The following is a 12,122-nucleotide window of genomic DNA, read 5'->3' on the forward strand; positions in this document are numbered from 1 at the left end:
AAAGACAACATCTGCACCTCGGCTTTTGCGATTTATAAAAAAAGCGAACAGAGGCTCGAAATGAGCGGGAATCCAAAGATTCAGCAGGGAACAGATTCTTTCAGGGCGCAGGAAATCACCTTAAACCTCGAAACCCAGGAAATAACGCTCGACGGACGCGTAAAAGGAACAGTTTCGGACAGCAAACCGGAAAAAACAGAAACTGCCGCGGAATCAGCCGGATCAGAAACCGCTTCTCAAGCCGAAAGCTCTCCGTCAGATAACGAAAATTCCGCGCAAAACGAAACCTCATCTCAAAACGAAAATATTCAAACCTCTGGAGAAACAAAAAAATCAACTTCAGAAAACGCATCTTCCACAAAAAACTAAAATAAGGAAAATTAAAAACTAATGTCAGAAAACAGCAGCGAAAACAATACCGAAGAAAACTCAAATCCTCTTCAAGCCGAAAATCAGCCGTTAGACAGTGCGATTCCCTCTCAAAACGAAAACTCTCCTTCAGACAGCGAAAATTCCGTGAAAACAGAAAATCAGCCGTTAGACAGTGCAATTCTCTCTCAAAACGAAAGCTCTCAAAAACTCCACACGCTTAAAGTCAATTCACTTTACAAATCATTCGGCAGAAAAAAAGTTGTCCAGGGCGTCGATTTTCAGATGCATACGGGCGAAGTTTTAGGACTTTTAGGCCCAAACGGAGCCGGAAAAACAACATCTTTCTATATGATTGTAGGTTTTTACCAGCCGACAAGCGGAGAAATTTTTCTGGACGACGAGCGAATCACCGACCTTCCAATGTACAAACGCGCCAGGCTCGGAATTTCTTATCTTCCGCAGGAGCCTTCCGTCTTTAGAAAACTCACAGTCGAAGAAAATATCTGGTCAATTCTCGAAACCAGACAGGATTTAACAAGAGCCGAAAAAAGACAACGTCTCGAAGAGCTAATCGAAGAATTTTCAATCGGAAGAATCCGAAAACAGCCGGCATTTACGCTTTCCGGAGGAGAACGCCGCCGAACAGAAATCGCCCGTTCACTCGCAATTGAACCAAAATTTCTTCTTTTGGACGAACCTTTTGCAGGAATCGACCCGATTGCAGTTGCCGACATCAAAGCCATGATAAAACTTCTCGCAAAAAGAGGAATCGGAATTCTCATAACCGACCACAACGTCCGCGACACTCTCGAAATTACCGACCGTGCAATAATCATTTCGACAGGTCAAATCCTAATTCAGGGAAGCCAGCAGGACATTATCGACAGCCCGGTTGCAAGAGAAATCTATCTCGGCGAAAATTTCCATATGTAAAATGTAAAAAAATTCTGGAGCGCAACTTGCTCTCTAACCGTCCCTGCACAATTCCGCTGCCGCTTCATCCGCCACGGCGGACGCTTTCGCGTTGTTCCGGCACGGGCTAAGTTTTTCTAAAAAAAACACAAAACCGTGTTTTATCCTTCATTTTCCTTATTTATCAAAAAAAACAAAAAAAATCCTGCCCCGTAAGACATTTTCATTCTTCGGCGCAGGATTTATTTCATTTTAGAATATTTTTTTCAAAAACTTATCTTGCGTATTCAACAATTCGTGTTTCGCGAATCATCGTCAATTTTATACGTCCCGGATAACGCAAATCGGTTTCAATCTGTTTTGCAATCTTCTGCGCAAGCTCTTTAACTTCGCCGTCAGGAATTTTCTCGTTGTTTACAAGAATACGAAGTTCGCGTCCAGCCTGAATCGCATAAGCTTTTTCAACGCCCTGGAATTTTTCTGCAATTTCTTCAAGATTTTCAAGGCGTTTTATATAATTGTCCGCAGTTTCTTTTCTTGCGCCCGGACGTGCCGCAGAAATTGCATCTGCAATCTGAACAATAACCGCTTCGAGAGTTGCAGGCTCACAATCCTGATGGTGGGCAGCAATAGCATTGATAACTTTCTGGTCTTCGCCAAATTTTCTTGCCATTTCTGCTCCGACTTCTGCGTGGTTTTTATCGCTATCGTTTTCTGCGCCTTTACCAATATCGTGCAAAAGAGCCGCACGTTTTGCAAGCTCGCGGTTTGCTCCAACTTCACCGGCAATAAGGGTTGCAATTTCTGCAACTTCTTCTGAGTGAGTAAGAACGTTCTGGCCGTAGCTTGTGCGGAAATACAAACGGCCCAAAGCGCGGACTCCATCCTGATTCATATTGTGAATTCCAAGATCAAAGAGCGCTTTTTCACCTTCTTCATAAATTTTCTGCTGAACTTCTCTTGTTACTTTCTGCACAATTTCTTCAATTCTTGCAGGATGAATACGACCGTCTGTCACAAGCCTTTCAAGAGACTGCTTTGCAATTTCCTTGCGGACAGGATCAAAACAACTGATCACAACGGCTTCCGGAGTATCATCAATAATAATATCTACACCAGTCAAAGTTTCCAATGCGCGGATATTGCGTCCTTCACGACCGATAATGCGGCCTTTCATCTCGTCGCTTGGAAGCGAAACAGTCGCAACTGTAATATCGCTCGTAACCTCAGTCGCAAGCCGCTGAATTGTTTCTACAAGAATTTTCTGGGCTTTTTTATCTGCCGTCAACTGAGCTTCCTGCTCAATTTTGTTCAAAAGCGCCTGAGCGTCATGACGCGCGTCATTTTCAAGATTTTTGATGATTAAATCTTTTGCTTCTTGCGCAGACAAGCCAGAAATTCTCTCCAGCTCACGGCGATAAGTTTCTTCCTGAGTTGAGATCTGCTGCTCACGTTTTACCATAGAATTTTCGCGTTCAGCAAATTCCTGCTCTTTTTTGTCCATTTCGCTATTGCGTTTGTCAACGAGTTCTTCTTTTTTTGCAACTCTTGCTTCGTAAACCTGAATTTCCTTCCGGCGTTCACGATTTTCCCGTTCCTGCTGCTGACGTTCCCGAAGGAGTTGATCTTTTGTTTCTAGCAAATATTCTTTTTTCTGGGCTTCTGCTTCTTTTAATGCATCCTGTTTTACACGTTCAGCTTTTTGCTCTGCCGAAGATAATTGAAATTTGGCATATAACCAACGAATAATCCATCCAAGAACTATACCAGCAACAGGAAGAATTACGAATAATACAACATTCATAAAATTCTCCTATGCTTCTATTAAGGAGTTGGATTTTTACTGCGGATAAACGTCATCATCGTTCAAAATTTCCGCAAAAAAGCCGCCCCCAAAATATCCTTTATATTCTAATCTAAGAATATTTATATGTCAAACAAATAAATCAGAGAAAAGTTATTTAGCCAAAATCTCGAGCTTTGATAAGAACAGCGATTTTATTCCATTCCCGTGCTGCGACAGTCAAATCTGTTTGGAATTTTCAATAAATTATCTGTTCAAGCCAGATAATGACAAGTAATCAAGTCCGATAATGACGAGAAGCCAAGCCAAAAAATGGCATCAAATTATAAAACCCGAAATTAAGGGTATTTAAATTCAATTGAACTTATGTATCTTTCCTGGAATTCAGGAACTGCGGCAAGGTTTATCTGGATTGAATGATTTTTAATTTCCATTGCCTTTTTTCTCAAAGTTTTAGAAAAAAGCATTGCGGACGCTCCTGCAAGGGCTGCATTTCCGAGTGGAACACAACGATTTTTAAGTTCGTTTGGAATAAGACCTATTGTGCAGGAATCTTCCATATCGAGGTGCGAACCAAAACCGCCTGCAATACAAAAAAGCGGAACATCAGGAGAACGCTCAAGCATATAGCGCAAACCTGCATAAACCGCAGATTTCGCAAGCTGAAGATTTCTAATATCCTGCTGAGAAAGATAAACAGCAGGTGTCAATTGAATGCAAAAAGAACCGTCGCCAAGTTTAGAAATATTTTTCCGTATTACGCCAGATTTATCGATAAAATTGTTTTTTAAGAACGTGCTTCCGGCACTTACAAGCCCTGAACCGCAAATTCCTTTTGCATTGCCGCTGCCGATTACAGAGCAGCAGAGCTTTCCGTTTTTATATTCAATTTTTTCAACCGCGCCATCAACTGAACTCATTCCGCAACTGATATTCGCCGCCTCAAAAGCAGGACCCGCAGCAGCCGAAGTGCACAGAATTTTTGCAGGCTGTTCTTTCGTTTTTGGAATAAAAAGAGCAATTTCTGTATTTGTGCCAATATCTGCGAGCAAGAGCGGAGTTTGAACAGGAATGTCCCAGCACAAATTTTCATCGCTTTCTGGAGAAGGGAAACCCGCCGAAAGCATTGCGCAGACAGTGTCCGCGCCAATAAAAGCCCCGACACAAGGAGGAAAATAGACCGGAGTCTCGGAATCAACTGAACTTGCAGCAAAAAGCTGTAAAATTTCCGGGGTTGGAAGATCCAGATTTGAACATTTTTCGTTGATTTTCCCACTGCGAACCTTGTCCCAACTTGCCGTAAAGCCAAAATGAGAAGCTGGAGTAAAAGGAGCGGCGGCAAGACCTTCGACCGGAAACGCGCAGACAAAACTGAGCATTGTCGTGTTTCCAGTAATTACGATTTTAGAAACATTTAATTGAATTCCGCGCATTGTTTTTTGAGCAGCAAGCGCCAGCGCGTGAGCAAACATTCTTTCTAATTGCGAAATAATTGCATAATGAAGGGCTGACTCTCCTGTTTCTACGACAGCAGAAGAACCTGTAAGAGGCGGCCGCGTTGCAAAAGAAATACGGCGGATAACATCGCAGCCATAGCGGGCCTGAAGATTTTTTTCCGCAATGACAGAAAGGCATTTTTTTGAGGAAAGCGACCAGATTTTTACAGCAACAGTTGTCGTTCCGACATCTACTGCAATTCCAACATCTGTAATATTAACCTGCTCCGGCTGTTCTTCTGGAATTTGCGGTAAAAATCCCTGTGTTTCAATCTGCATCGCTTAGTCCCATAACATAATAAAGTCTGTATTTTACAGGATAAACCAAAAATATCTTAAATGCAATTTTTTTCTTAGTTTTTTGAAATGCGGAACTTTACTTCCAAAATATTGTCGCTCGAACCGCCTCTCGGCATGTGCCGCCAGTTTGCGCAGACTTCCGGTGCGTAGCCTTTTTTTCCATAACCAAAATCGTAGGAAATGCCGAAGGCAAATCCATTTCCAAAATTTGTGCTTTCGATATAATCTTCAATGTCCTGCAAACTTACAAAATCTGTGCGTCTGCCAAGACAGTACTGAACAGTTGTGCAAAGGCCTGCAAGCCCAGGATAAATTTTAAAACCTGCAAAACCGCAGTAATCCCAAAGAATAAAGTGCTCACTGCCTTTCCAGCGCGCGTCTATTATAGAATCCATTCCGAAAACAAGTTTTACAGGCTCGGCAACTGAAAAATTAACGGAAAAATCTCCGCACAAAATAACCTGGCTTTTTTGGTCAAAATCAGAAAGCAAATTTTTTAAATCTTTGTCACCGTAAAAAACATAGCCTGAACCGACACCAAATTCAAACTGTGGCTCGGCAAAAACTGAAAATACTGAAAAAAAACATACAAAAAGGAAAAAATATTTTTTCATAAAGATATTATCGGAAAAAAGACGTAAAAGGTCAATTTTTTAGTTTTTAAGAAAATCTTAGCCCGTGCCGGAGCAACGCCGAAGGCGTCTTTTTGCAAGGCAAAAAGATGGAGCGAAAGCGGAATTGCGCAGAGGACGGATTGACGACTAATTGCGCTCCAAAATAAAAAAGTTAAAACTCACTTTACACAATTTATGTATATTTTTACAATGTGCTTTGTACCGGGGTGGGAAGAATTTTCCCTGAGATTACACCCGCAGAACTTCGTATGAGGTTCCAACCTGATCCGGATAATGCCGGCGGAGGAAGATATGCTTAGACACATCTTTAAAATTTTTCTCTTTTCTATTTTAGTTTCTATTGGTTTTTCGGGCTGCTCTAAAAAAGCAGGTGATTCTGCGCGTCAAAATGAAGTTGTTGTTTACACTTATGACAGTTTTTGCGGTGAATGGGGGCCTGGAGCGGCAATTGCAAAAAAATTTACGGAAAAAACTGGTTTAAAAGTTACCTATGTTGATTGTGGCGACGGAGTTGAAATTCTTTCGCGCGCAGCTCTTGAAAAAAACAATGTTCAGGCAGACGTAATTTTGGGCCTGGACAACAATCTTGCGAAAAAAGCGGCGGAACAGGATATTCTCGAAGCCTACAAACCTGCTGGTTCTGAATCGATTTCTGAGGAGCTGAAAAAAGCCTTGGGCTCAAAAAATCTTTTGACTCCTTTTGACTACGCTCCTTTTGCAATCGTGTTCGATACAAAGGCTAATATTCCTGCTCCAAAATCGCTCGACGACCTTACAAAACCAGTCTACGCAAAAAAAATCATTTTGATGAATCCGCGGACTTCTACTCCTGGACTTGGGTTTGCCGCATGGACTTGCGCTGTAAAAGGCGAAAAAGTTCTTGACTACTGGAAAGCTTTAAAACCAAATATTCTTACTATGGCTCCTGGCTGGAGCGCAGGTTACGGACTTTTTACAAATGGAGAAGCTCCGCTCGTTTGCAGTTATACGACAAGCGCGGCTTATCACTACGAATACGACAAAACCGACAGATACCAGGCTTTGATTTTTGACGACGGACACATTCTTCAGGTTGAAGGCGCCGGACTTGCAAAAAATGCTCCGAACAAAAAAGGCGCACAGAGTTTTCTGGACTTTTTAATCAGCGAGGACGCACAGAACGAACTGCCGCTTACACAGTGGATGCTTCCTGCAAACAAAAATGTAAAACTTCCGCAGTCTTATCTTGACGGAACTCCTTCTCCTAAGAAGCTTTTGTCTTACGATACTGAAAAAGTTAATGCCGCTGTCGAACAGATTATGGCTGTTTTGGGCGAATAAAAATTTTTAAAAGGTTTTAGAAAAGATGAACGCAGTCCTGTCTGCAAATGTTTTTTTTCGCATTGCCGGTTTTTCGGTCTTTCAGGCACTGCTATCGACTTTTACGGCCCTTTTAATCGGACTTCCGGCTGCTTTTTTTTGCGGCCGGAGAAAATTCTTTTTAAAAAACTTTTTGCTTTCGCTTTCTTCTGTTCCGTTCTGTATTCCTTCGCTTTTGGTCGCTTTGGGCTACGTTAGTTTTTTTGGAATGAACGGAACTTTGAACAATTTTTTGATGTTCATTTTTGGCAAGGATAGACCGACTGTCACTTTTTTGTACAGTTTTTTGGGAATCATAATCTGCCACGGTTTTTATAATTTTCCGCTCGTAATGAGCACTGTAAGTTCTGCCTGGGAACGCCTTCCGAGAGCAGAATCGGACGCGGCAAGGCTTTTAGGCGCCGGAAATTTTAAAATTTTCCGGTCAATTACGATTTTTCAGCTTTTGCCTTCAATAATATCAGCCTGTATTCCAGTTTTTTTGTACTGTTTTTTTAGCTTTATGATTGTGCTTCTCTTTGGCTCAGTCGGAACGACAACCCTCGAAGTTGAAATTTATCAGCAGGCAAAAGTCAATTTGAATTTTGGAGCGGCATTAAAGCTTGGCTTTTTGGAAACGCTGATTGCCCTTTTTTTGGTCACGATTTACACATTTATTGAACAAAAATCGAAAGGCCTAAAAGGCATTTTTTTTTACGGCGAATCCCTCGAAAAAACGAAAATCTGCGGATTTGAAAAAATTTTTGCATTCATTCTTTTTTTCCTGATTTTTTTGTTTTTTATCTGCCCTCTTTTTTCGATTTTTTACAACGGATTGAGCTCAAAACGGCTTGATTCGAATTTTACTTTCTATAATTTTATTCATCTTTTTAGCTCGCAAAGTTTTTGGAATGCTTTTTTATGGACGTTTATAACAGCCCTGCTCTCTGGATTTTTGTGCGCGGCAATTGCCTTTTTTTACGCAGCCGTTCTCAAGGTTTTTGATCCGACAGGCCGTTTTTTTATTTTTAGGATAATTCCACTTGCGCCAATGGCAATTTCGAGCGTTGTAGTTGGAGTTTTGATTACAATTCTTGTCCGAAAAGGAAATTTTTTAATTCTTGTCTTGGCTCAATCACTTTTAAACTGGCCGGTTGCGTTCAGACAGATTTATGCAGAACTTGAAAAACTTCCCCAGACGACAGTTGAAGCTTCTTCGATTTTGAGCCGTTCGCCGTTCGACACAGTTTTTAGAATTTTTCTTCCAGTTTCAAAGCGTTCTTTTTTTAGGGCGACAGTTTTTTGCTTTGCTCTGAGTGCCGGTGATGCGACACTTCCGCTCGTGCTTGCAATTCCCCGGTTCAATACGCTTGCGCTCTACACTTACCGTCTTGCAGGAAGGTATAAATTTAACGAAGCCTGCGCTTCCGGAGTAATACTTGGAATTTTATGCGCGGTGATTTTTTCGCTCGGCAAACTAGCCTCTGGCAGAAAATTGAAAAAACAGGAAGGCTCAGAAAATGGCATTTTTTAGTGCAAAAAATTTAAAAAAAGAATGGGAAAATTTTTCCCTCGATGTTTCCTTTGAATGTGAAAAATCCACAATGACGACGATTTTGGGACCTTCCGGCTCAGGAAAATCTTCCGTTTTGCGCCTGATTTGCGGTCTTGAAAAGTCGGAAACAGCAGAAATAAATCTTGGCGGAAAAGACATAACGAAAGTTGCTGTGCAAAACCGAGGAATCGGCATGGTTTTTCAGAGCGCGAACCTTTTTGGGCATTTAAGCGTAGAAGACAACGTTTCGTACGGGCTTGTCTGCCACGGAATTAAAAAAAAGGAAGCTAGAAAAATAGCTTGCGAATTCTTGAAAAAGTTCAATCTTGAAAATTTCGGAAAGCGCTCTCCGGAAACTCTGAGCGGCGGCGAAGCGCAGAGAGTGAGCCTTGCAAGAACATTGATTGTAAAACCGCAGCTTGTGCTTTTTGATGAGCCTCTTTCGGCACTGGACGCGCCTTTAAGAAAAAAGCTCGCCGCAGAAATCCGCAGACTGCAAAAAGAAATAGGCTTTACAGGAATAATGGTTACACACGACCTGGCAGAAGCAAAAGCCGTAAGCGATAAAATCATTTTAATAAAAAAAGGCCGCATAATCTGGCAGGGAGACGCCAAAGACTTTAACGAAAATATGCTGGAATAAAAAAAACGATAACAAGCCGTCTTGAGCGAATGCGACTAACGGTAAATTGGAGAGTTTTTCTGAGAGCAGCTTCAATTTTTAGACAACTAATATTTTATGAACAAATTTTTATCAGTCTGAAAATTAAAAACCAATTGTAAATCAAAATCTCTCTCATTAAAATTACGGCTTATGGAAGTAAAAGGCAGACAACTTTTTCAGCTGCTCGTCCCTCTTATGGTCGAACAGCTTTTAAATTCATTTATGGGAACAGCAGACACCGTCATGATTACAAAATGCGGTTCGGCTGCAATTTCGGCAGTTTCTCTTGTCGATTCGATAAATGTAATGATTGTTTTGATTTTTTCAGCAATGGCTACTGGCGGAGCAATTCTTTGCAGCCAATATCTCGGTCGAAAAGATATAAAAAAGGCCTGCCACGCTGGCAAACAGTTAATTCTTTCTGTAACTTTTGTTTCTATCGTTGGAACTGCAATCCTGATTCTCTTTAAAAAATCAATTCTTTCGCTTATTTTTGGTTCTGTAGAAGCGGAAGTTATGTCAAAATCTGAAATTTATTTTTTTATAACAGCACTTTCCTACCCTTTTATTGCAATTTATAATTCGGGAGCAGCAATTTTTAGGGCAGACGGAAATTCAAAGCTTCCGATGATTGTTTCTACAATTTCGAACATTCTGAATATCATAGGAAACGCCATTTTTATTTTTGGATTAAATATGAGCGTTGCAGGAGCGGCCTTAAGCACTTTGATTTCGAGAATTTTCTGTGCTGTTGTAATTTTGATTCTGCTAAACCGGACAAAACAGCAGATTGCGATTGATTCTTATCTTGCAAAACCAGATTTCCGCGAAATTTCTCAGATTTTAAGAATCGGAATTCCTTCAGGAATCGAAAACGGAATGTTTCAATTTGGAAAACTTGCAATTCAATCTTCGGTTTCAACTCTTGGAACAGCCGCAATTGCCGCAAATGCGCTCACTTCAGTTCTGGAAAGTTTTTCAAGCCAGGCTCCAATCGGAATAGGAATTGCTCTTATGACGCTCGCAGGACAAGCTTACGGCGCAGGCGACTACAAGCTTGCAGAAAAATACATTAAAAAACTCACTTTTTTCAGTTTTATCGCAGTAGCAATTTCTTCGCTCATTGTAATCGGATTTATAAAACCTCTCACAGTTCTTTCTGGAATGGATGCGGACGTTGCGCTTTTGACAATTCAGCTTTCTGTTTTTGTGCACGTAATAAAGCCGTTTGCCTGGAGTTTTTCTTTTATTCCTCCGTACGGAATGCGTGCAACCGGAGATGTGCGTTTTCCAATGCTAGTTTCGACAGTCACAATGTGGACTTGCCGGGTCGCTCTCACGATTTTCCTTATCCGCGTACTAAAAACAGGTCCTCTTGGAGTTTGGATTGGCATGAGCAGCGACTGGGTTATCCGTTCCGTAATTTTCTTCTTCAGATTTAAATCTGGAAAATACATTCACAGAACGGCAATATAAATTCAAAAACTTTTGTTTATCTGTAAACTTTGCGGACAGTTTCTACTTTTATCATATTCGTGTGGCCGCTGTTGACACCTACCTGCCCGCCAGTCAAAACCACTGTATCACCGATTTTAAGATTAAGTATTTTTACAGCGCGCTGAATCGCATGAAATAAAAGAACATCGAGAGAATCGTATTCCTCGCACAAAAGCGGAATTACTCCCCAAGAAAGCGCAAGTTTACGGTAAACTTTTTCTGATGTCGTTGAGCCGATAATCTGCACAGGCGCGCGAAAACGGCTCACCATTCTTACTGTCAAACCGCTCACAGAATTTACAACAATGCACTTTGCGCCAACATCAATTGCCATCTGACAGGTTGAATGAGAAATTGCGTCAAGAATATTGCGGTTAACAAATTCCGTATAATTGAAGCGTTTTTTGTAATTTATATGCTGTTCAGTATATTCTGCAACACTGGACATTGTTTTAACTGCCTCGACAGGATATTTTCCTGCGGCAGATTCTCCAGAAAGCATGATTGCAGAAGTTCCGTCATAAACCGCATTTGCAACGTCAGAAATTTCGGCACGGGTCGGACGAATATTGTTAATCATAGATTCGAGCATTTCCGTTGCAATAATAACGCGTTTACCAAGAAGACGGCATTTTTGCTCGATTTCTTTCTGAACGACAGGCACTTCCATAAAAGGAATTTCAACGCCTAAATCTCCGCGGGCAACCATAATCCCGTCAACAACAGAACAAATTTCTTCGATATTTTCAACACCGGCACGATTTTCGATTTTTGCAATAATATCAATTTCTTTTCCGCCGTTGGCGTTTAAAAATTCACGGACGTCCTGGGCATCTTTTTTTGTAGAAACAAACGATGCCGCCACAAAATCAACGTCCTGCTCAATTCCAAACAAAAGGTCGCTCTTGTCCTGTTCGCTCAAAAAAGCGCTGTTTAAAAGTTTTCCAGGAAAATTCATGCTTTTTTTGTCAGAAAGCGCGCCTCCAACCTTAACTTCTGTAATAACATCGTGACCTTTTACGTCAGTAACTTCGCAGATTACAAGTCCGTTGTTTACAAGAACTCTGTCGCCAGGCTTTAAATCATCGGCAAAGCCCTTGTAATTTACAGAAACCTTGTTTTCATCGCCTTCGATTTCGTCGGTTGTAAAAGTAAAAGTCTGGCCTTCTTTTACAACAATTTTATGTTCTTTAAAAGTTCCAATTCTGTATTCTGGTCCTTTTGTATCAAGCATAATCGCCAGAGGAATTTTTAATTCGTTGCGAACTTCTTTTATAAGATTGATTTTTTTTAAATGCTCTTCGTGTGTTCCGTGCGAAAAATTAAGCCGGGCAACATTCATTCCGGCCTTGCACATTTCAATAAGAACTTTTTTAGTTTCGCTCGCAGGTCCAATCGTACAAATAATTTTTGTTTTGCGCATTTTTTCCACCTTTCCAAATTTTGAGCAAGTATACAGAACTTTAAGGATTTTGAAAATAGAAAAAATTTGCAAAGTCGCGCAGTTACGGTTAAAAAGGCAATTTGCAGCCCGGACATTAGCCAAGCC

Annotated in this window: 10 protein-coding genes; 6 read left to right on the forward strand and 4 right to left on the reverse strand. The window is 41.0% G+C overall.

What is annotated here, in order from left to right; translation table 11 throughout:
• Positions 1-369, forward strand: a 369-nt coding sequence (locus B3Y13_RS08915; protein ID WP_296694035.1) for an LptA/OstA family protein, incomplete at its 5' end; no start/stop codon positions are given.
• A gap of 21 nt (positions 370-390) precedes the next feature.
• A complete protein-coding gene (gene lptB, locus B3Y13_RS08920; protein ID WP_296694037.1) occupies positions 391-1,305 on the forward strand; it encodes an LPS export ABC transporter ATP-binding protein in 915 nt (304 codons plus the stop codon).
• Between the two features lie 253 nt (positions 1,306-1,558).
• On the opposite strand, the gene rny is transcribed toward lptB, so the two are convergent.
• From rny to B3Y13_RS08935, 3 genes are all read right to left on the reverse strand, one after another.
• Positions 1,559-3,088, reverse strand: coding sequence for a ribonuclease Y (gene rny, locus B3Y13_RS08925; protein WP_296694038.1), 1,530 nt, complete (start codon positions 3,086-3,088; stop codon positions 1,559-1,561).
• Between the two features lie 338 nt (positions 3,089-3,426).
• Positions 3,427-4,863 carry an ASKHA domain-containing protein gene (locus B3Y13_RS08930; RefSeq protein ID WP_296668010.1) on the reverse strand — a complete coding sequence of 479 codons (1,437 nt, stop codon included), beginning with the start codon at positions 4,861-4,863 and terminating at the stop codon, positions 3,427-3,429.
• Positions 4,864-4,937: 74 nt separating this feature from the next.
• Positions 4,938-5,498, reverse strand: coding sequence for a hypothetical protein (locus B3Y13_RS08935; RefSeq protein ID WP_296668008.1), 561 nt, complete (start codon positions 5,496-5,498; stop codon positions 4,938-4,940).
• Positions 5,499-5,810: 312 nt separating this feature from the next.
• Here B3Y13_RS08935 and B3Y13_RS08940 point away from each other — a divergent pair, with 312 nt between their 5' ends.
• The 4 genes from B3Y13_RS08940 (at position 5,811) to B3Y13_RS08955 (ending at position 10,552) form a co-directional block, all read left to right on the forward strand.
• Positions 5,811-6,839 carry a thiamine ABC transporter substrate-binding protein gene (locus tag B3Y13_RS08940; protein WP_296668007.1) on the forward strand — a complete coding sequence of 343 codons (1,029 nt, stop codon included), beginning with the start codon at positions 5,811-5,813 and terminating at the stop codon, positions 6,837-6,839.
• Positions 6,840-6,864: 25 nt separating this feature from the next.
• On the forward strand, positions 6,865-8,391 hold the full coding sequence (locus B3Y13_RS08945; protein WP_296694041.1) for an ABC transporter permease: 1,527 nt from the start codon (positions 6,865-6,867) through the stop codon (positions 8,389-8,391).
• Positions 8,378-9,055 carry an ABC transporter ATP-binding protein gene (locus B3Y13_RS08950; RefSeq protein WP_296694044.1) on the forward strand — a complete coding sequence of 226 codons (678 nt, stop codon included), beginning with the start codon at positions 8,378-8,380 and terminating at the stop codon, positions 9,053-9,055. The genes B3Y13_RS08945 and B3Y13_RS08950 overlap by 14 nt, the downstream gene beginning before the upstream one ends.
• A gap of 171 nt (positions 9,056-9,226) precedes the next feature.
• Positions 9,227-10,552 (forward strand): MATE family efflux transporter, encoded by a 1,326-nt coding sequence (locus B3Y13_RS08955; RefSeq protein WP_296668003.1) that lies wholly within the window; start codon positions 9,227-9,229, stop codon positions 10,550-10,552.
• A 16-nt stretch (positions 10,553-10,568) separates the two neighbouring features.
• Here the strand turns inward: B3Y13_RS08955 and pyk are convergent, their stop codons facing one another.
• Positions 10,569-11,996, reverse strand: coding sequence for a pyruvate kinase (gene pyk / locus B3Y13_RS08960; protein ID WP_296021416.1), 1,428 nt, complete (start codon positions 11,994-11,996; stop codon positions 10,569-10,571).
• Between the last annotated feature and the right edge of the window lie 126 nt (positions 11,997-12,122).

Source organism: Treponema sp. UBA7567 (assembly GCF_002476655.1).
Lineage (GTDB): Bacteria > Spirochaetota > Spirochaetia > Treponematales > Treponemataceae > Treponema_D.

What these genes read in the sequence shown, in the direction of transcription:
- rny (WP_296694038.1), bottom strand. Translation starts at nt 3,088, where the DNA reads ATGAATGTTGTATTATTCGTAATTCTTCCTGTTGCTGGTATAGTTCTT.
- lptB (WP_296694037.1), top strand. Translation starts at nt 391, where the DNA reads ATGTCAGAAAACAGCAGCGAAAACAATACCGAAGAAAACTCAAATCCT.
- B3Y13_RS08930 (WP_296668010.1), bottom strand. Translation starts at nt 4,863, where the DNA reads ATGCAGATTGAAACACAGGGATTTTTACCGCAAATTCCAGAAGAACAG.
- B3Y13_RS08950 (WP_296694044.1), top strand. Translation starts at nt 8,378, where the DNA reads ATGGCATTTTTTAGTGCAAAAAATTTAAAAAAAGAATGGGAAAATTTT.
- pyk (WP_296021416.1), bottom strand. Translation starts at nt 11,996, where the DNA reads ATGCGCAAAACAAAAATTATTTGTACGATTGGACCTGCGAGCGAAACT.
- B3Y13_RS08945 (WP_296694041.1), top strand. Translation starts at nt 6,865, where the DNA reads ATGAACGCAGTCCTGTCTGCAAATGTTTTTTTTCGCATTGCCGGTTTT.
- B3Y13_RS08935 (WP_296668008.1), bottom strand. Translation starts at nt 5,498, where the DNA reads ATGAAAAAATATTTTTTCCTTTTTGTATGTTTTTTTTCAGTATTTTCA.
- B3Y13_RS08940 (WP_296668007.1), top strand. Translation starts at nt 5,811, where the DNA reads ATGCTTAGACACATCTTTAAAATTTTTCTCTTTTCTATTTTAGTTTCT.
- B3Y13_RS08955 (WP_296668003.1), top strand. Translation starts at nt 9,227, where the DNA reads ATGGAAGTAAAAGGCAGACAACTTTTTCAGCTGCTCGTCCCTCTTATG.